14 protein-coding genes are annotated in these 19,349 nt (G+C 65.6%); 10 read left to right on the forward strand and 4 right to left on the reverse strand.

The window, feature by feature from the left end:
- The first annotated feature begins 14 nt into the window (after positions 1–14).
- The 6 genes from soxB (at position 15) to CIT40_RS32120 (ending at position 6,967) form a co-directional block, all read left to right on the forward strand.
- A complete protein-coding gene (gene soxB, locus CIT40_RS32095; protein ID WP_094892593.1) occupies positions 15–1,766 on the forward strand; it encodes a thiosulfohydrolase SoxB in 1,752 nt (583 codons plus the stop codon).
- A complete protein-coding gene (locus tag CIT40_RS32100) occupies positions 1,763–2,221 on the forward strand; it encodes a DsrE family protein (protein ID WP_094892594.1) in 459 nt (152 codons plus the stop codon). Before soxB ends, CIT40_RS32100 begins: the two co-directional genes overlap by 4 nt.
- Positions 2,222–2,532: 311 nt before the next feature.
- Positions 2,533–3,570 (forward strand): MBL fold metallo-hydrolase, encoded by a 1,038-nt coding sequence (locus CIT40_RS32105; RefSeq protein WP_094892595.1) that lies wholly within the window; start codon positions 2,533–2,535, stop codon positions 3,568–3,570.
- 80 nt (positions 3,571–3,650) lie between these two features.
- A complete protein-coding gene (locus tag CIT40_RS32110; protein WP_094892596.1) occupies positions 3,651–3,833 on the forward strand; it encodes a hypothetical protein in 183 nt (60 codons plus the stop codon).
- A gap of 118 nt (positions 3,834–3,951) precedes the next feature.
- Positions 3,952–5,169, forward strand: a complete 1,218-nt coding sequence (locus CIT40_RS32115; protein ID WP_094892597.1) for an MFS transporter — start codon at positions 3,952–3,954, stop codon at positions 5,167–5,169.
- 79 nt (positions 5,170–5,248) lie between these two features.
- Positions 5,249–6,967 (forward strand): N-acyl-D-amino-acid deacylase family protein, encoded by a 1,719-nt coding sequence (locus CIT40_RS32120; RefSeq protein ID WP_094892598.1) that lies wholly within the window; start codon positions 5,249–5,251, stop codon positions 6,965–6,967.
- Positions 6,968–7,157: 190 nt separating this feature from the next.
- Here the strand turns inward: CIT40_RS32120 and CIT40_RS32125 are convergent, their stop codons facing one another.
- Positions 7,158–8,492 carry an MFS transporter gene (locus tag CIT40_RS32125; RefSeq protein WP_094892599.1) on the reverse strand — a complete coding sequence of 445 codons (1,335 nt, stop codon included), beginning with the start codon at positions 8,490–8,492 and terminating at the stop codon, positions 7,158–7,160.
- 153 nt (positions 8,493–8,645) lie between these two features.
- Here CIT40_RS32125 and CIT40_RS32130 point away from each other — a divergent pair, with 153 nt between their 5' ends.
- The 4 genes from CIT40_RS32130 to CIT40_RS32145 are packed head-to-tail and all read left to right on the forward strand — an operon-like array spanning position 8,646 to position 13,246.
- The gene (locus CIT40_RS32130) at positions 8,646–9,299 is read left to right on the forward strand and encodes an ABC transporter ATP-binding protein (protein ID WP_094892600.1); all 654 of its coding nucleotides are present in this window, start codon (positions 8,646–8,648) and stop codon (positions 9,297–9,299) included.
- Positions 9,296–11,758 carry an FtsX-like permease family protein gene (locus tag CIT40_RS32135; RefSeq protein ID WP_094892601.1) on the forward strand — a complete coding sequence of 821 codons (2,463 nt, stop codon included), beginning with the start codon at positions 9,296–9,298 and terminating at the stop codon, positions 11,756–11,758. Before CIT40_RS32130 ends, CIT40_RS32135 begins: the two co-directional genes overlap by 4 nt.
- Positions 11,748–12,830, forward strand: a complete 1,083-nt coding sequence (locus CIT40_RS32140; RefSeq protein WP_094892602.1) for a lipocalin-like domain-containing protein — start codon at positions 11,748–11,750, stop codon at positions 12,828–12,830. The genes CIT40_RS32135 and CIT40_RS32140 overlap by 11 nt, the downstream gene beginning before the upstream one ends.
- Before the next feature lie 29 nt (positions 12,831–12,859).
- On the forward strand, positions 12,860–13,246 hold the full coding sequence (locus tag CIT40_RS32145) for an MAPEG family protein (protein WP_094892603.1): 387 nt from the start codon (positions 12,860–12,862) through the stop codon (positions 13,244–13,246).
- Between the two features lie 160 nt (positions 13,247–13,406).
- Here the strand turns inward: CIT40_RS32145 and CIT40_RS32150 are convergent, their stop codons facing one another.
- The 3 genes from CIT40_RS32150 to CIT40_RS32160 form a co-directional block, all read right to left on the reverse strand.
- Positions 13,407–14,600 (reverse strand): ABC transporter substrate-binding protein, encoded by a 1,194-nt coding sequence (locus tag CIT40_RS32150; RefSeq protein WP_094892604.1) that lies wholly within the window; start codon positions 14,598–14,600, stop codon positions 13,407–13,409.
- Positions 14,601–14,782: 182 nt separating this feature from the next.
- Positions 14,783–17,953: an efflux RND transporter permease subunit gene (locus CIT40_RS32155; RefSeq protein ID WP_094892605.1), complete on the reverse strand. Its 3,171-nt coding sequence runs from the start codon at positions 17,951–17,953 to the stop codon at positions 14,783–14,785.
- Entirely contained in the window at positions 17,950–19,155 is a 1,206-nt protein-coding gene (locus CIT40_RS32160; protein ID WP_162307778.1) for an efflux RND transporter periplasmic adaptor subunit, read from the reverse strand. Before CIT40_RS32160 ends, CIT40_RS32155 begins: the two co-directional genes overlap by 4 nt.
- Positions 19,156–19,349 lie beyond the last annotated feature (194 nt).

Below are 19,349 nucleotides of genomic sequence, written 5' to 3' on the forward strand. Positions count from 1 at the left end.
CGGAGAATTTTTGGATGGCGATCCGCCGCCGTGATTTCCTGAAGAGCGCGGGCCTTGCGGCCGCTTCTCTCGGTCTGCCGAGGCTTGCGCGGGGCGCCGAAACCGCAGGCATCTACGACCTCGAACGGTTCGGCAATGCGCGGATCCTGCACATTACCGACACGCATGCGCAGCTGAACCCGGTTTATTTCCGCGAGCCCAGCATCAATATCGGCATCGGCGAGATGGCCGGACGGCCGCCGCATCTGGTCGGCCGCGCCTTCCTCGACCGGTTCGGCATCCGCCCCGACAGCGCCGATGCCTATGCCTTCACCTGTCTCGAGTTCGACAAGTCCGCGGGCCGCTTCGGCAAGCTCGGCGGCTTTGCCCATCTGAAGACGCTGGTCGATCGCTTGCGTGGCGAGGTCGGCGAGAAGCGTTCGCTCCTCGTCGACGGCGGTGATCTCTGGCAGGGCACCGGGCTTGCCAACGTCATGCAGGGCCGCGACATGGTCGAGGTCGCCAATCTGCTCGGCATCGAGGCGATGACCGGGCATTGGGAGTTCACCTATGGCGAACAGGTCCTGCGCGACAATCTGGAGCGCTTCAAGGGCGAGTTCCTGGCGCAGAACGTTTTCCTGACCGAGGAAGCCGCGTTCAACGACGCTCCCGCCTTCGACAAGGCCACGGGGCGCGTGTTCAAGCCCTCCGTCATCAAGGAGATCGGCGGTCATCGGATTGCGATCGTCGGCCAGGCCTTCCCTTACGTGCCGATCGCGCATCCCAAACGGTTCACGCCGGACTGGACTTTCGGCATCCGCGAGGAGGAATTGCAAAAGCATGTCGATGCCCTGCGCGGCACCGACAAGGTCGATGCGGTCATCCTGCTCTCGCACAACGGCATGGATGTCGACCTCAAGCTCGCAAGCCGCGTCACCGGCATCGACGTCATTCTCGGCGGCCATACCCATGACGCCGTGCCGCAGCCTATGCCAGTGAAGAACGCCGCCGGCACCACGCTCGTCACCAATGCCGGCTCCAACGGAAAATTCCTCGCCGTGCTCGACCTTGCGATCGACAAGGGCAAGGTCGGCGACGTTCGTTATCATCTGCTGCCAGTCTATTCCGAGTTGCTGAAGCCCGATCCCGCCATGGCCGAGCTGATCGGCCGGGTGCGCGCGCCGCACGTGACCGACTGGTCGGAGAAGATCGCAACGCCAGACCGCCTGCTCTATCGCCGCGGCAATTTCTCCGGACCGGTCGACGAGTTGATCTGCACCGCGCTCCGCACCGAGCTCGACACCGAGATCGCGCTGTCGCCGGGATTCCGCTGGGGCGTCACCGCGCTGCCCGGCCAGCCGCTGACCATGGAGGATCTGCTGGCGGAGACCGCGATCACCTATCCCGAGACCTATGTGCAGGAGATGACGGGCGCAGAGATCAAGAGCGTGCTGGAAGACGTCTGCGACAATTTGTTCAACGCCGACCCCTATTACCAGCAGGGCGGCGACATGGTGCGCGCCGCCGGGCTCAGCTACACCTGCACGCCGGCAGCCGCGATCGGCGGCCGCATCTCGGAGTTGAAGCTCACCGGCGGCAAGGCGCTCAGCGCCAACCACCGCTACAAGGTCGCAGGCTGGGCTTCGGTCAACGGCCAGCAGGGCGCGCCGGTGTGGGATGTCGTCGGCAAATATCTGCGCTCGGGCCGGATGTTTCAGGAGCGGCTCGGCTCCGGCGTGACGCTGAGGGGCGTCGAGAACAATCCGGGCATTGCGGGACAGGGATGAGGCGGAGGCGGACCCTCCTTGCGCTGATGCTGGCGCTGCTGGTCCGAGCCGCGATTTCGCCGGTCTCGGCGCAGCAGGTGCCGCTTCAGGACAAGCCGTTCGCGGAGCACAGAATCGTGCTGCAGCTCTCCGACGGCGATGCCAGGAAGCAGGCGCTGGTGCTGAGCGTCGCCAACAATCTCTTGAAGGCCTACGACCCCGACAAGATCGCGATCGAGGTGGTGACGTTCGGCCCCGGCATCGATCTTCTGCTGTCCGGCAGCGAGCATCGCAAGCAGGTCGAGAGCCTGATTGCGCAGGGCGTGCGGTTCGACATCTGCCTCAATACGGTCGATACGATCGAACGCGAGACCGGCAAGCGGCCGGAGTTCATCCCTGCCGCGACACCGGTGCAGGTGGGCGTCGGGCAGATCCTGTTCCTGGCGGAGAATGGATATACGGTGGTGAGGCCGTAGGGCCTATCCGGAGTTCCCAGCACGTCCCTGCCACACATTCGGTGTCATCGCCCGCGAAGGCGGGCGATCCAGTACTGCGTGACCGCCGGTGGATGAATCGAGAAGCTGCGAAATACTGGATTCCCCGCCTTCACGGGGAATGACAGCGGCGGGTGGGCGTGCCGCCATTGCGTGGCTGACTGATCCCGACATCCCTCAACCGACAATAAAGATCTTCCAAATTTTACTTCTTACGCAGTGAATTGCTTCTCTTTCTGGCCCCCGGCGTAGTAGAATCCTCGAAAATCAGTTCCATCGCCGGACCTTCTGCCATGATCTTCCGCCAGCTCTTCGACAGCGTTTCGGGCACCTACAGCTACGTCCTCGCCAGCCGCCACGGCGGCGAGGCGCTGATCCTCGATCCGGTGCTCGAGAAGGTCGATCGCTACTGCCAATTGCTGCGCGAGCTCGACCTCAAGCTGGTCAAGGCGGTCGACACCCATCTGCATGCCGACCACGTCACCGGCCTCGGCGAGCTGCGCGACCGCACCCATTGCATGACCGTGATGGGCGACCAGACCAAGGCCGACGTGGTGGCGATGCGGGTCGCCGACGGCGACAAGGTGACGATCGAGGGCCTGTCGCTCGACGTGATGTACACGCCCGGCCACACCGACGATTCCTATTCCTATCTGATGGGCGATCGCGTCTTCACCGGCGACACGCTCTTGATCCGCGGCACCGGCCGCACCGATTTCCAGAACGGTTCTTCACGCGCGCAGTACGATTCGATCTTCAACCGGCTGCTCAAGCTGCCCGATGAGACGATGGTGTTTCCGGCACACGACTACAAGGGCGACACCGTCTCCACCATCGGCGAGGAGAAGCGCTACAACCCGCGGCTCCAGGTGCGCTCGGTCGACGAATATATCGAGTTGATGGCCAACCTGAAACTGCCCAACCCGAAGATGATGGACGTGGCGGTGCCCGCCAACATGCATGTCGGCCTGCACCAGGAGGAGTTGGAGAAGGAAGGCCGCGCGCTCAGCGCGGTCGAGGCGATCCGCGTCCTCGGCCGGCCCGACATGCTGCTGGTCGATCTGCGCGAAGCCAACGAGCGGATGAAGCACGGCATGCTCGAAGGCGCGCTGCATACGCCCTATCCGTCCGTCGAGGAAAGCCTCAAACCGGGCGGCATGCTGCGCGAGGTCGCCGCCGCCACCGGCCGCCGCATCGTGTTCTTCTGCGCCTTCGGCGAGCGCTCGGCGATGGCGGTGGCAGCGGCCAAGGCGGCCGGCCTGTCCAACACCGCCCACATCGCCGGCGGCGTGGACGCCTGGAAGAAGGCAGGCGGGCCGCTGGTGCACTGACGGCCCTGCTTGCGATAGGTCAGAAACTGCACATATCTTCCGGATAGGATCGGATGCAGCATCACCATCCGGGACCAGCCATGACCAGGATCTGCAAACCAAGCGAGCCGCCCAAGGTCGCCGAGAACAAGATCGCCGAGAAGAAGCCGACGGAACTCAAGGTGAAGACACCTCCGCCGCCTCTCGATGACGACGACGACGAGGACGGCGACATCGCAACGCCCAAGCGCGACCGCTATGGCCCGGATGACGAGCCGTTGTGAGCGGCCCTCGCCGGGGTCGCCCCCAGCCGCACTAGCTGCCATGCGCCTGCGTTCATGGACAAATAACCGCTCTCCCCGATAGTTTGCGCGACTTCCAGGGAGTGAAACCGAAACTGCAATGGTCGACGTTCTTGCCGCACCGCAGCAAGGCAGGGCGGACAGCGCGCTACGCACGCTGACCGGAATCTCGATCGCGCATTGGGTCAGCCATTTCCATCTGCTGGTCCTGCCGATGCTATTCCCGTTCCTCAAGGACAAGCTCGGCGTCGGCTATGTCGAGCTCGGCTTCTCGCTGACCACTCTTGCCGTCGTCTCCGGTTTGACCCAGGCCCCGACCGGCTATCTCGTCGACCATTTTGGTGCGCGCAAAATCCTGCTGATCGGGCTGACGCTCGGCGGCTGCGCGCTGATCCTGCTCGGCCTGCATGTGAGCTACGCTTCGCTGATCGCGTGCGCCGTACTGCTCGGGCTCGCCAACAGCGTCTATCACCCCGCCGACTATGCGATCCTGGCCGAGCACATGGACGAGGCACGGATGGGCCGCGCTTTCTCGATCCACACCTTTGCCGGCTATCTCGGCGGCGCGGTGACGCCGGCCATCGTCGCCGCGCTGGTCATCGTGTCGGGCGGGGTCGGCGCGCTGATCGCATCCGGCGCCATCGCCATTCTGGTGGCGCTGCTGCTGGTGGCCATCGGCATCCCCGAGGCCGGCGCCCACAAGAAGAAGCCGGGCCACGAGAACGCGCCAAGGCAGGCCGTCGTCACCCCGGCCCTGATCACGCTGACCGCCCTGTTCATGCTGCTCAGCCTGTCGGTGGCCGGCATCAACAATTTCGGCGTGGTGGCGCTGATGAGCGGCTACGGCACCTCCTATTCGATCGCGAATGTCGCGCTGACCGCGTTCCTCGGCGCCAGCGCCGCCGGCGTGCTGGCCGGCGGTTTCCTCGCCGATCACACCGAACGCCACGGCTATGTCGCCGCGGCCTGCTTTGCCGCGAACGCGGCGATCGTGCTGCTGATCGCGCTGGTGACGCTGCCGGGCTGGGCCTTGACCGCGACCATGACCGCTGCAGGTTTCCTCTCCGGCGTGATCGCACCCTCGCGCGACATGCTGGTGCGCAATGCCGCGCCGGCAGGCGCCGCGGGACGCGCCTTCGGCATCGTCTCCACCGGCTTCAACCTCGGCGGCATCGTCTCGCCGCTGCTGTTCGGCTGGATCATGGACCAGAGCGCGCCGCACTGGGTGTTCGGCGCGTCGGTGGTGTTCATGGTCGCGACCGTGCTGCTGTCGCCGTTTACGGAGCGGAAGCCGGCCAAGGCCGCAACGCAACCCTGAGCGCACTTCCCCGCGGTTGACACTGCGACTGCGCAACCGAAAATGCGCCCAAGCAAAACAACCATCGGGAAGAAGCACCATGAGCAATCCTGACCTCGTGATCCGCGGCGGCACCGTTGCGGACGGTCGCGGCGGCGAGCTGTTCGAGGCTGATGTCGCCATCACCGGCGGCAAGATCAGCGCGGTCGGCAAGGTTGCCGCGAAGGGCCGCGAGGAAATCGACGCGCGCGGCAAGTTGGTGACGCCTGGTTTCGTCGACGTGCACACGCACTATGACGGCCAGGTCACCTGGAGCCAGGACATCACGCCATCCTCGCAGAACGGCGTCACCACCGCGATCATGGGCAATTGCGGTGTCGGCTTCGCCCCATGCAAGCCTGCCGATCATACAAGGCTGATCCAGCTGATGGAAGGCGTCGAGGACATTCCCGAGCCTGTCCTGAGCGCCGGCATTCCCTGGGCGTGGGAAAGCTTTCCGGACTACATGGACTGGCTCTCGAAGCGCGATTTCGACATCGATGTCGGCGCGCAGCTGCCGCATGCGGCGCTGCGGGTCTATGTCATGGGCGAGCGCGGCGCCCGCCGCGATCCCTCGACCGCGGAGGACAATGCGGCGATGGCCAAGCTCGCGGGCGAAGCAGTGCGTTCCGGAGCTCTCGGCTTCTCGACTTCGCGGACGCTCAACCACCGCACCTCGACCGGCGATTTCACGCCGACGCTGAAGGCGGGCGAGGACGAGCTCACCGCGATCGCCGGCGCGATGCACAGCCAGGGCCGCAGCGTGCTGCAATTCGTGCTCGACCTCTCCACCATCCACGAAGACCTGCCGATGATGCTGCGGGTCGCCGACACGACGAAGTGTCCGATCTCGTTCTCGATCACGCAGAACGACAAGGCGCCCAACCGCTGGCGCCAGACGCTGGACGAGATCAACGCGGCCGCCAAACGCGGCCTCTCCATCACTGCGCAGATCGCGGCGCGGCCCGTCGGCCTCCTGCTCGGGCTCGAGCTGTCGCGCAATCCGTTCCAGACCCATCCGAGCTACAAGGCGATCGCGCATCTGCCGTTGCAGGCGCGGCTGGCGAAGCTGCATCAACCGGAGGTGCGCAGGGCGATCCTGAGTGAGACGGCGACCGCCACCGACGATCCGCTGTTCTTCCGGCCCAACTACGACAAGATGTTCCTGCTCGGCGTTCCCCCCGATTACGAGCAGCCGCCGGAGAACGCGCTGGGGCCGCAAGCGCGCCGGCAAGGGCGCCAGCCGGAAGAGCTCGCCTATGATGCGATGCTGTCGGACGAGGGCCGCGGCATGCTCTATGTGCCGTTCCTCAATTATTCCGACGGCAATCTCGATGCGACGCGCGAGATGCTGTCAGACCCGCAATCGGTGCCGGGCCTGTCCGATGGCGGCGCGCATTGCGGCATCATCTGCGATGCCAGCTTCCCGACCTATCTGCTGACGCACTGGACGCGCGACCGCACCCGTGGCGAGAAGCTGTCGATCCCCTTCGTGGTGGCGGCGCAGTCGCGCAAGACCGCACTGTCGGTCGGCCTCACCGACCGAGGATTGATCGCGCCCGGCTACAAGGCCGACGTCAATGTGATCGATTATGACCGGCTGCATCTGCATCCGCCCAAGGTGCATTACGATCTGCCGGTGGGCGGACGGCGGCTGTTGCAGGACGTCGACGGCTACGAGGCGACCATCGTCTCGGGCGTGGTGACGCGACGGCACGGTGAAGCGACGGGTCGGCGGCCGGGGAAGTTGATTCGCGGCGCGCAGGGGATGGCAAGCTAGGGCGGCGTTGCCGCTTGACCCTCCCCTGGAGGGGGAGGGTCGATCGCGCGCAGCGCGAGCGGGGTGGGGTGATCTCTCCACTCGGGCACTGTTCGTCGCGGAGAGACCGTCACCCCACCCCGCTACGCATTCCGCTTCGCTACATGCGTAGCGACCCTCCCCCTCCAGGGGAGGGTAAGAAGGCCAGCCCTTACGTCAGAGTCACAGCGCCCTTCAGCTCCGCGCTTTGCGTCGTGGCGCCACGCGTCAGCCTGGCCTTTTCCGTGTTCGGCCACAGCAGCAGCAGGCCGAGCAGGCCGGAGCCGACCATGATCACGGCGTTGATGGTGAAGCCGGTCATGTAGCCGTCGATCGTGCTGCCGGCACGCTGGATCATCGCTCCCATCACGGCCGGCGCGATGACGCCGGCCAGCGTGTAGAGCGCGCCGTAGATCGCGAGCACGGCGCCGCGCTGCGACGTCGGCGTGAACTCGCCGAGCATCGGCGGGCAGACCACGTAGATCGCCCCGCACAGGCCGGAGCCGACCACGAGCAATGCGATCTGCAGGCCTGCACCCTGGACATGCGGCATCATCGCCAGGATCAGCCCGCCGATCACCAGCGGCACCGAGCCGAGCACGCCGCGCGCCACGCGGGTGTTGTAGCCGCGGGCCATCATCACCTGCGAGATCCAGCCGGTGAGAATGACGATGGTGGCACCGAACACCCAGGGCAGGATCGAGATGAAGCCAGCCTGGCTCTGCGAGAAACCGAGACCCTTGACGATGAACGGCGTGAACCAGGTCAGGCCGAGCGACAGAGCCCAATACGCGCCGAAGGTCGCGGCGACACAGCCGATGAAGGTGCGAGAGGTGAGAAGCTGCAAATAAGGGATCTTCTGCTCGGTCGCGGCCAGGACCTGCGTGTCCTCCAGCGGGCCTTCCTTGCCGAGCGCGAGCCAGGCACAGACCCAGATCAAACCGACGATTCCGAGCGCGCCGAAAGCATAGTGCCAGGAATGATTGACGATGACCCAGTTCAGCGCCGGTACCGCCAGGATCACGCCGAAGGCCGAACCCTGCGACAGCAGCGCGGTGGGCAGCGTGCGCTTCTCGTCAGGGAACCATTTGTAGATCGCGTGTGCCGCGACCGAGAAGGCCGGGCCTTCACCGGCGCCGAGAACGATGCGGCAGATCAACAGGGTCGTGAAGGAGACGGTGCCGACCATCGGAAACTGCGCCAGCGCCCAGATCACCGCGAGCACCAGCAGCACCCAGCGCGTCGGCACCTTGTTGACGATGAAGCCGACCACGATGGCGGCGATCGAGAACAGGAAGAAGAACGAGGAGCCGAGCAGGCCGAACTGCTCCGGGCTGAGCTTCAGATCGGTCATGATCGGTACGCCGGCGAGACCGACGACGATCTTGTCGGCGAAGTTCACGACCATGAAGAGAAAGAGGAGAAACGTGACGGTCCAGGCGCCCTTCGGCGTTGCCTTGGTCCCGATCGTCTTGCCGGTCACCCCCGTCGTTCCCTCAACACTCATGATTCTCCCCTGTCGTGTCTTTTTTGGTTTTGGCACTTTTTTGATTTGGCCGTCTTGGGAGCTAACAACGGCTTCGAGACCAACGCAACCCGGCATTTCCGCAGCAAGTGTGCTACGCAGCAATCCCGCTAATTCCGCCCGGCGCCATTCATCGTGTTGAGCATCAAGAATCTCTCCAAGACCTTCTCCTCGGCCGGCGAGCCGGTGCATGTGCTGCGCGGCGTCGATCTCGACCTCAGGGCCGGCGAGCGCGTCGCGCTGACCGGCGAGTCCGGCAGCGGCAAGAGCACATTGCTGCATTTGATCGCGGGGCTGGACGCCGCCGATGGCGGCACGATCCGGCTGGAGGATATCGAGGTCACCGCACTGTCCGATGCAGGGCGCGCCCGCTTGCGGCGCGACCGGATCGGGCTGGTTTTTCAGCAATTCAACCTGATCCCGAGCCTGTCGGTCGCGGACAATCTGGCCTTTCAGGCGCGGATCGCCGACCGTCACGATGCGGCCTGGACCAAGGAGCTGGTCGAACGGCTCGGGCTCGGCGCGCTCCTGAAGCGCTATCCCGAGCAATTGTCCGGCGGTCAGCAGCAACGGGTCGCGATCGGCCGGGCGCTGGCGACGAAGCCATCACTGCTGCTGGCGGACGAGCCGACCGGCAATCTCGACGAGGCCACTGCCGAGAACGTGCTGGCGCTGACGCGCGACCTCGTCGCGCGCACCGGCTGCGGCTTCCTGATGGTGACCCATAGCCTGCATCTGGCAGCCACGCTCGACCGCCATCTCACCTTGCATGCGGGGCGGATCGCATGAGACGCGCGCTGTGGGTGCTCGCGGTGCTGCTCAGCCATTGGCGGCGTCACAAAATGCAGTTCGCGACGCTTCTGGTCGGGCTGATCGCGGCGACCGCGCTGTGGAGCGGCGTGCAGGCCATCAACCAGCAGGCCCGCACCGCCTATGACCGCGCGGCGGCGACCTTTGGCGGCGCACGCACCGCGATGCTGGTCGCGCCTGACGCGGCGACCTTTCCGCAAGAGCTGTACGTGAAACTCCGCCGCGCCGGCTGGCCGGTGTCGCCGACGCTGGAGGGCCGCGTCCAGGTCAACGGCCGCTCGGTGCGACTGCTCGGCATCGAGCCGGTAACGCTGCCGGTCGAAATCGGCAACGCACCGCGCCTCGGCGCCTCCGACCTGAGCAGCTTCGTGGCGCCGCCGGGCCAGACATTGGTGGCACCGGAGACGCTGAGCGACCTGCAGGAAGCCGAAGGCGCGTCGCCGCCGATCAGCAACGGCGCAAGGCTGCCGCCGCTGCGCGTGCTGTCGCAGCTCGCCCCCGGCGTGCTGGTGGTCGATATCGGCGTGGCGCAGCGTCTGCTCAACAAGCCGGATCAGCTGTCGCGGCTCCTGGTCGGCAAGCCCAAGAGCAAGCCCGCGGCGCTCGCCAGCGTGGTCGGCGACCGGTTGCAGCTGGTCGAGCCGAATGCGGAGACGGAACTGGAACGCCTCACCGACAGCTTCCACCTCAACCTCACGGCGTTCGGCCTGTTGTCGTTCTTCGTCGGGCTCTTCATCGTCAATTCGGCCGTCGGCCTCGCCTTCGAGCAGCGGCTGCCGATGCTGCGGACGCTGCGCGCCTGCGGCGCCTCGGCGCGGCTGGTCAACACCGTGCTGGTGGTCGAGCTCGTTGCACTGGCGCTGGTTGCAGGCCTGATCGGGCTCGTGTGCGGCTATTTCATCGCGGCCGTGCTGCTGCCCGACGTCGCGGCATCGCTGCGCGGACTCTATGGCGCGCAGATCCCGGGGCAGCTCAGCTTACGGCCCGAATGGTGGCTAGCCGGCATCGGCATCAGCGTCGCCGGCGCGCTCGTTGCGGCGACGACCAGTCTGATCAAGGCGATCAGGATGCCAGTGCTGGCGACGGCGCAGCCGCGCGCGTGGCAACAGCGGCAGCGCCGCTGGCTGGTCCTGCAGAGTCTGGCCGCCTGCGCCGTGTTCGCGGTTGGGCTGCTGCTGCTTGGCTATGGCGAATCGTTGATCGCAGGCTTTGGCTTGCTGGCGGCCTTGATGCTCGGCGCGGCGCTGATCCTGCCGGCCTTCCTCGAACTTCTCCTGCTCGCAGGGCAACGCATCGCGCGACGACCGCTTGCGCTGTGGTTCTGGGCGGACAGCCGGCAGCAGCTCTCCGGACTGTCGCTGGCGCTGATGGCGCTGCTGCTTGCCCTCGCCGTCAATGTCGGCGTGTCCACCATGGTGGAGACGTTCAGCCGCACCTTCCTCGGCTGGCTCAACGGTCGGCTCGCAGCCGACGTCTACATCAGCGCCTCCGACAATGCGCAAGGTGTCGCCATCCGCAACTGGCTGAAAGAGCGCAGCGACGTGCAGGCGATCCTGTCGGGCGGCCGCGCCGAAACGCAGGTCCGGGGCCAGCCGGTGGAATTGCTCGGCCTGCCCGATCACGCGCTCTATCGCGAGCGCTGGCCGCTGCTGGAGGCCGCGCCGCAGGCCTGGACCCGGCTCGTGCCGGGCAATGCCGCCTTCATCAGCGAGCAGCTCGGCCGCCGTCTCAACGTCCGCATCGGCGACGTCGTCGAGGTGCCGGCGCCAGGCGGGAGCTGGGAGCTCGACATCGTCGGCATCTATGCCGATTACGGCAATCCCAAGGGGCAGTTGACCGTCAACGTCGCCGCACTGATCCGGCAGTTTCCGCAGACGCCGCAGACGCGGATCGGGCTGATCGTCGCCAGGGACAACATCCCCGGCCTGATCTCGGATTTGCAGAGACAATTCGCGCTCGACGATCGCAGCGTCGCCGACCAGGCCACGGTGAAGGCCGAATCGATCCGGATCTTCAACCGCACCTTTGCCGTCACGTCAGCGCTGAATGCTTTCACGCTCGGCGTCGCCGGCATCGCGCTGTTCACGAGCCTGCTGACGTTGGCGAATTCCCGCCTGCCGCAGCTTGCGCCGCTGTGGGCGATCGGCATCACGCGGCCGCGCCTGGCCGCGATCGAATTGACCAAGACGCTGGCGGTGGCGCTGTTCACGGCGCTGCTCGCCGTGCCGCTCGGCCTGCTGGTGGCGTGGTGCCTGATCGCGATCGTGAACGTGAAGGCGTTCGGCTGGCGGCTGCCGTTCCATGTATTCCCGCTGCAGCTGGTCGAGCTGGTCGCGGTGGCGTTGGTCGCGTCGCTGCTTGCGGCGCTGTGGCCGGTGATCCGGCTGGCGCGGATGCAGCCGGCCAGCCTCGTCAAGGTGTTCGCCAATGAGCGCTGATCGGATCTCACGCCGGGCCCTCGCCGGCGGCATCGCCGCGCTGACGCTTGCACGCCGCGCCGGCGCGCAAGGCTATGCCGGGCTCGGAGAGAGCGCGGACGGATTTGCGAAGGTCGTACCGGGAAAGACCTTCACATTTCCAGGCGATCACGGTCCGCATCCGGAGTTCCGTATCGAGTGGTGGTATCTGACGGCAAACCTCGTCGATTCCCGCGGCGCGGCTTGCGGCCTGCAATGGACGCTGTTCCGGCAAGCTGCGCAGCCGGACCCGCAGCGCGAAGGCTGGGCCAACCAACAGGTGTGGATGGCCCACGCCGCCGTGACGCGCACGGACACCCACCGCTTCAACGAGGTCTTTTCGCGCGGCGGGGTGGGTCAGGCCGGCGTCGTAGCCAAGCCGTTCGACGCCTGGATCGACGATTGGGAGCTGAAGGGTTTTGACCGCACCGACGATCGCACATTGGCGCCGCTGGCGCTGAAGGCGTCCAGCACCGATTTCAGCTACGCGTTGACGCTTGATGCCGATCGTCCGGTCGTGCTGCAGGGCGACCGCGGCTACAGCCGCAAATCCGAGCGCGGGCAGGCCTCGTACTACTACAGCCAGCCGTTCTACCGCGCACACGGCACGCTCACCATCGACGACAAGCCGGTCGATGTCTCGGGCCAGGCCTGGATGGACCGCGAATGGAGCAGCCAGCCGCTCGACACCGATCAGACCGGCTGGGACTGGCTGTCGCTGCATCTCGCGTCCGGCGACAAGCTGATGCTGTACCGGCTGCGGCAGAAGGACGGCAGGGACACTCCGTTCGGCAACTGGATCAGCGCCGCCGGCGAGACGCAGATGATCGCGGGCGGCGACATCCAGATGATCCCGAGGGCGACGGCGGAGGTCGCGGGACGCAAGCTGCCGGTGGAATGGCAGATCGCGATCCCGTCGCGATCGTTCTCGATCCTCTGCAAGCCGCTCAATCCAAAAGCCTGGATGGGGACTGGTTTCTCCTACTGGGAGGGCCCGATCAGTTTTGCCGGGACGCATGAAGGCGTTGGTTATCTCGAGCTGACCGGCTATTGAAGCCGCGACCTCTTCAAAGGGATTCCGCGATGTACCATTTCACCGCTCTCGTCACGCTGCTGGCGATCGCGTTCTATTTCTTCACCTGCATCAACGTCTCGCGCTCGCGCACCAAGACCGGCATCAAGGTGCCGGCAATGTCGGGCCATCCGGATTTCGAACGCGCCTTCCGCATCCAGATGAACACGCTGGAATGGATGCCGATCTTTCTGCCGGCGCTCTGGCTGTTCGCGGTCTATATCGGCGATGCCGCCGCGGCCGGACTCGGCGTGGTCTGGATCATCGGCCGCGTCGTTTATTTCATCGGCTATTCGAAGGCGGCCGCCAAGCGCGGCCCGGGCTTTGCGATCCAGGGCATCGCGGCGATCGCATTGTGGGCGGGGGCGATTGGGGCAGTGGTGTTGAGGTTGGTGTGAGAGATTTACGGCATCGTGCGTGCTTGTGTCCCGGGCGCGGTGCAGCGTGTAACGCTGCGCCGCTGAACCGGGACCCAAGTAGCATCGAACGCGGAGGTGCATGGGTCCCGGCTCTGCGCAGCAGCGTTTCACGCTGCAGCGCGTCCGGGACACCAGAGCCCTACTTCGTCAGCGGGCAGCCGCTGTCCTTGGCAGTGAAGAAGGCCTTGTCGCCGGGAACGGTGGCGAGCAGCTTGTAATAATCCCAGGGCTTCTTCGATTCCGAGGGCTTCTTGACCTCGAATAGATACATGTCGTGGACCATGCGGCCGTTCTCGAGAACCTTGCCGCCTTGCGCGAAGTCGTCGTCGACCGGCAACTCCTTCAGCTTTTTGGCGACCGCATCGGGATCCTTGGTGCCTGCCGCCTTGACCGCCTTCAGGTAGCTCAGCGTCGCCGAATAGGTGCCGGCCTGGATCATGTTCGGCATCCGACCGGTGCGCTTGAAGAAGCGTTCACCGAGATGGCGGCTCTTGTCGTTGACATCCCAATAGTAGCCTTCCGTCAGCACCAGGCCCTGTGCCGCCTGCAGGCCGAGGCCGTGAACTTCGGCCACGGTCATGAGCAAACCGGCGAGCTTCTGGCCGCCGGCGACGATGCCGAACTCGGAGGCCTGCTTGATCGAGTTGGTGGTGTCGAGGCCGGCATTGGCAAGGCCGACGATCTTCGCCTTCGAGCTCTGCGCCTGTAGCAGGAAGGAAGAGAAGTCCGAGGAGTTGAGCGGCACGCGCACCGAGCCGACCACCTTGCCGCCATTGGCGGTGACGATCTCGCTGGTGTCCTTTTCCAGCGCGTAACCGAAGGCGTAGTCTGCCGTGAGGAAGAACCAGGTGTCGCCGCCGGCCTTGGTCAGGGCGCCGCCGGTGCCGACGCCGAGCGCGCGGGTGTCGTAGGCCCAGTGAAAGCCGTAGGGCTGGCAGGCATCGCCGGTAAGGCGCGAGGTCGCAGCACCCACGACGATGTCGATCTTCTTCTTTTCCTTGGAGAGCTCGTGAATCGCGAGCGCAACCGAAGACGTCGTCAGCTCCGTGATCATGTCGACGTTCTCGACGTCGTACCAGCGCCGCGCGATCGAGGTCGCGAGATCGGGCTTGTTCTGGTGGTCCGCGGTGACGAGCTCGATCTTCTGGCCGAGCACCTCGCCGCCAAAATCCTCGATCGCCATCCTGGCCGCTTCCACCGACCATTTGCCGCCGTAATCGGCGTAGACACCGGACTGGTCGTTGAGAATGCCGATCTTGACGCCTTGCGCGGACGCCGGCGCCGCCAGCACCAGGGCGGAGGTTGCGACGGCGGCCAAAAGTGCTGACTTCATCTGTTAGCTCCCAGCAGTTTTCTGTTTTGAAATCGCGCGGATACTAGTCAAGAACCCCGCGCCTGCCCATCCATTTCACGTTGGCCGTTAGTATGGAGGTCGCCACAAAGAAAATGGGGTTATGGATCCCCGCGTTCGCGGGGACGACACCGAGGGTGTGGCACCGCAGGTGACCACAATGGTCAGCCCGCCACGCCCCCCGGCTTCTTCCCCTCGTTCCGCCCCTCGGCCAGGTTCCGCACCAGCACATAGAAGATCGGCGTGAACAACAGGCCGAACAGGGTGACGCCGATCATGCCGAAGAAGACGGCGACGCCGACGGCCTGCCGCATCTCCGAGCCGGAGCCGCTCGATATCACCAATGGCAGCACACCCAGGATGAAGGCAAAGGACGTCATCAGGATCGGCCGCAACCGCAGACGGCAGGCCTCGATCACGGCCTCCAGCCGGGGCCGCCCCTCGTTCTCGATGTCGCGCGCGAACTCGACGATCAGGATCGCGTTCTTGGCCGCCAGCCCCACCAGCACGACGAAGCCGATCTGGGTGAGGATGTTGACGTCCTGGCCCATGATGCGCACGCCGATGGTGGCCGCGAGCAGGCACATCGGCACGATCAGGATCACCGCGAACGGCAGGGTCCAGCTGCCATATTGCGCGGCGAGCACGAGGTAGACGAACAGCACGCAGATCGGGAACACGTAGAGGCCGGCATTGCCGCCGGTGATCTGCTGATAGGACAGGTCGGTCCATTCGAAGGTGAAGCCGCTCGGCAAGGTGTCGTCGGCCAGCTTCTTGATGGTGTTGAGCGCCGTGGTCGAGCTGGTGCCCGGCGCCGGTTCGCCCTGGAGCTCGGACGCGGCATAGAGATTGTAGCGCGCGACGCGGTCGGGACCCGAGACATCCCTGAACTCGACCACGCTGCCGAGCATCACCATGTCGCCGGAAGCATTGCGCGTGCGCAGGCGTGCGAGATCGCTGGGCTCTTTCCGGAACGGAAAGTCGGCCTGCGCGGTGACGTGATAGGTGCGGCCGAACAGGTTGAAGTCGTTGACATAGGTCGATCCGAAATAGCTCTGGATCGTGTCGTTGATGTTCGAAATGGGAACGCCGAGCTTCTGCGCCTTGGTGCGGTCGATGTCGACGAACAGTTGCGGCGTGTTGGCCGAGAACGGCGAGAACACCGTGGGAGCGAGCAGCGACGGCGATTTGCGCGCCGCGGCGACAAGCTCGTCGGTGGCTGCGGCGAGCATCTCCGGTCCGCGGCCCTGGCGGTCCTGGATGCGGATGGTGAAGCCGCCGCCGGTGCCGATGCCCGGCACGGCCGGCGGCGGGATCACGATGATGAACGCGCCCTGGATCGCGGACAGGCGCTTGCGCAGCTCGGCCGTGATCGCATTCGCCGTGAGCCCTTTCTTGATCCGAGCCTCGGGCTCATCGAACACCGGGAACAGCGCGGCCGCATTGCCGGCCTGCGTGCGGGTGGCGCCCGAGAAGCCAGCGAAAGCGGCGACGCGGACGATGCCCGGCGTATCGAGCGAGATCCGCTCGATCTCGCGCACGACCTCCGTGGTGCGCGCCAGCGACGCGGCCCCCGGCAATTGCACGGAGATGATGACGTAGCCGCGGTCCTGCGCCGGAATGAAGCCTTGCGACGTGGTCCCGATCAGCCAGCCGGCACTGCCGATCAGCACGACGTAGATCAGGATCATCACCACCGAATGCCGAATGACGAAATTGGCAAGCCCGGCATAGCCGTGCGCCAGCCGGTCGAACACGCGGTTGAACACGCCGGTGAAGGCACCCCACGCCCGCGCGATGACATTCCAGCTCGCCGGCGGCCGCTTCTCCACATGCGGCGTGAGGATCTGCGAGGCCAGCGCGGGCGACAGCGTCAGCGAGCAGAAGCAGGAAATCGCGGTCGCAACCGCAATAGTGACGGCGAATTGCTGGAAGAACTGGCCGGAGATGCCGCCGAGGAACGCGGTCGGAACGAACACCGCGCAGAGCACCAGCGCGATCGAGACCAGCGCGCCGCCGACCTCCTCCATCGTCTTCAGCGCCGCGTCGCGCCGGCTCATGCCGTGCTCGAGATGGCGCTCGACGTTCTCGACCACCACGATGGCGTCGTCGACCACGATGCCGACGGCGAGGACGAGGCCGAACAGGGTAAGGTTGTTGATGGAGAAGCCGAGCGCTGCCATCACCGCGAAGGTGCCGACCAGCGACACCGGGATCGCGATGATCGGAATGATCGCGGGCCGCCATCCCTGCAGGAACACCAGCACGACGATGACCACGAGCAGCATGGCTTCGTAGATGGTCTTGATCAGTTCGTGGACGGACTGGGCGATGAACTCGGTGGGATTGTAGCCGATATTGTAGTCGAGGCCCTTCGGAAAGCTCTCCTTCAGCCTCGTCATGGTATCGGTAATGTTCTTGGAGGTAGCGAGCGCGTTGGAGCCGGGCCGCTGCGTCACCAGCATCGCGACCGCGGATTTGCGCAGCAAGAAGCTGTTGGTGGTGTAGGAGAGCGCGCCGAGCTCGATACGGGCGACGTCGCGCAATCGCACGATACGGCCGTCGGAGCCGGCCTTGATCAGGATGTCCTCGAACTGCTTCTGGTCCTTCAGGCGGCCGGTGAAGGTGAGATTGGGCTGGAAGGCGCGGTCGGCGATCGGCGGCTCGGCGATCTGGCCGCCGGCGATCTGCACGTTCTGCGCGCGGATCGCAGCCAGCACCTCGGCCGAGGTCAGGCCGAGATTGGCAATTCTATCGGGGTCGAGCCACAGCCGCATCGAATAGTCGCGCGCGCCGAACATCTGGATGTCGCCGACGCCGTCGAGACGCAGCAGCTGGTCGCGAACCTGGAGCAGCGCATAGTTGGAGATGTAGAGCTGGTCGAACGTGTCGTCGGGCGACAGCATGAACACGACCATCAGGATGTCGGGCGAGTTCTTGCGGGTGGTGACGCCGTTGCGCTGGACTTCCTCGGGCAGCCGCGGCTGCGCGATCGCAACGCGGTTCTGCACCAGCACCTGGGCCTTGTCGAGATCGGTGCCGAGCTTGAAGGTGACGGTGATGGTGAGCTGGCCGTTCGAGGTCGCCTGGCTGTAGAGATACAGCATGTCCTCGACGCCGTTGATCTCCTGCTCGATGGGGGCGGCCACCGTGTCGGACACGGTCTGCGCGGAGGCGCCGGGATATTGCGTGGTGACGACGACGGTCGGCGGCACCACTTGCGGATATTCGGACACCGGCAGCGTGGTGTAGGCGAGCGCGCCGACGATCAGGAGCACGATCGACAGCACCATCGCCAGGATGGGCTGGTTGATGGAGAGACGGCCGAGATTCATGACTTGCCACCGGCTGGGGCTTGCGCCGTCTGCGGCGCGACCTTGGCGCCGACACGGGCGCGCTGGATGCCGTTGACGATGACGCGGTCCTCGGCCTTCAATCCTTCGCGGATCACGCGCAGACCGTCATCCAGCGGCCCGAGCACCACGGGGCGCGCCTCGACGGTGTCGTCGGGCTTGACCACGAACACGATCTTGCGGGACTGATCGGTTGCAACGGCGACGTCCGGAATCAGCAGCGCCTCATAAGGCGCGCTGCCGATCAGCCTGACACGGCCGAACTGGCCGGGCAGGATCGACAGATCCGTGTTCTTGACCACGGCGCGGCTGCGCAACGTGCCGGTCGAAACGTCGAGCCGGTTATCGAGGAAGTTGATGGTGCCTTCATGCGACGGCTTGGTTTCGCCGGCCAGCGTCACCTGCACCGGATTGGCCGTGTCGCGCGAGCTCGGGCGCCGGCCTTCGAACCACAGCTTGCTGTATTTGATGAAGGTCGCCTCATCCATGTCGAAATAGACGTAGATCGGGTCGAGCGTGACGATCGAAGTCAGGAGGGTCGAAGAGCCATTGTCGCTGCCCTGCACGAGATTGCCGGGGCTGACGAGATGGCGGCTGACGCGGCCGGTCAACGGTGCCGTCACATGGGTGAATTCGATGTTCAGTCTGGCGGCTTTCAGCGCGCCTTCCGCCTGCACCTCCGCGGCATGCGCAGCTTGCAGGGCTTGACGACGCTGGTCGACGACCTGCTCGGAGACCGCGCTGGTCTGCACCAGGCTAAGGCCGCGGTCGAGCTCGCGCTTGGCCAGCTCCACCTTGGCGCGGGCATCCGACAGCTGGCCCTCCGCCTGCTCTGCCACCGCCTCGAACGGACGCGGGTCGATCACGTAGAGCAGATCGCCCTGATGCACGATGGCGCCGTCCTGGAATTCGACCGAGTTGACGAAACCGCCGACGCGCGGGCGCACCTGCACCTCCTCGACCGCCTCGAAGCGGCCGGTGAACTCGTCCCAATCGGTGACGGTGCGCTTGACCGGCTGGGCGACCGTCACGGGCGGCGGCGGCGGGGCGGCTGCTTGCGAGGTGGGCTGCCCGCAACCGGTGAGCGCGAACGAAGCGACGAGGAGACCCGCTATTGCGTAATGCCGCGGCTGAACGAGTTCGTGCTTTTTGACAAGTCGCTCGCTTCCATCCGGTCCAGCCATCCCAGGTCCTCGCATCGTCCTTTTGTCAAAAGCCGCGGAAAAGCAGGGTAGGCATTTACCCGCGGGCGTCCCAAGATGGGTGGAGTTGATGAACACTTCAAGACCAAAGCGCGGGCAGGCCGTCCATGCGCCCCCTGACCGGATGGCGGGTTGACGGGCCCGGGTGAAGCTCTCTCAAGCCAGCGCCTTCGCAC

The sequence above is a fragment of the Bradyrhizobium amphicarpaeae genome (assembly GCF_002266435.3).
Taxonomy (GTDB): domain Bacteria; phylum Pseudomonadota; class Alphaproteobacteria; order Rhizobiales; family Xanthobacteraceae; genus Bradyrhizobium; species Bradyrhizobium amphicarpaeae.

Bases quoted from the DNA above. Each gene is read 5' to 3' on its own strand.
- soxB (WP_094892593.1), top strand. From the start codon at position 15: ATGGCGATCCGCCGCCGTGATTTCCTGAAGAGCGCGGGCCTTGCGGCC.
- CIT40_RS32100 (WP_094892594.1), top strand. From the start codon at position 1,763: ATGAGGCGGAGGCGGACCCTCCTTGCGCTGATGCTGGCGCTGCTGGTC.
- CIT40_RS32105 (WP_094892595.1), top strand. From the start codon at position 2,533: ATGATCTTCCGCCAGCTCTTCGACAGCGTTTCGGGCACCTACAGCTAC.
- CIT40_RS32110 (WP_094892596.1), top strand. From the start codon at position 3,651: ATGACCAGGATCTGCAAACCAAGCGAGCCGCCCAAGGTCGCCGAGAAC.
- CIT40_RS32115 (WP_094892597.1), top strand. From the start codon at position 3,952: ATGGTCGACGTTCTTGCCGCACCGCAGCAAGGCAGGGCGGACAGCGCG.
- CIT40_RS32120 (WP_094892598.1), top strand. From the start codon at position 5,249: ATGAGCAATCCTGACCTCGTGATCCGCGGCGGCACCGTTGCGGACGGT.
- CIT40_RS32125 (WP_094892599.1), bottom strand. From the start codon at position 8,492: ATGAGTGTTGAGGGAACGACGGGGGTGACCGGCAAGACGATCGGGACC.
- CIT40_RS32135 (WP_094892601.1), top strand. From the start codon at position 9,296: ATGAGACGCGCGCTGTGGGTGCTCGCGGTGCTGCTCAGCCATTGGCGG.
- CIT40_RS32140 (WP_094892602.1), top strand. From the start codon at position 11,748: ATGAGCGCTGATCGGATCTCACGCCGGGCCCTCGCCGGCGGCATCGCC.
- CIT40_RS32145 (WP_094892603.1), top strand. From the start codon at position 12,860: ATGTACCATTTCACCGCTCTCGTCACGCTGCTGGCGATCGCGTTCTAT.
- CIT40_RS32150 (WP_094892604.1), bottom strand. From the start codon at position 14,600: ATGAAGTCAGCACTTTTGGCCGCCGTCGCAACCTCCGCCCTGGTGCTG.
- CIT40_RS32155 (WP_094892605.1), bottom strand. From the start codon at position 17,953: ATGAATCTCGGCCGTCTCTCCATCAACCAGCCCATCCTGGCGATGGTG.
- CIT40_RS32160 (WP_162307778.1), bottom strand. From the start codon at position 19,155: ATGGCTGGACCGGATGGAAGCGAGCGACTTGTCAAAAAGCACGAACTC.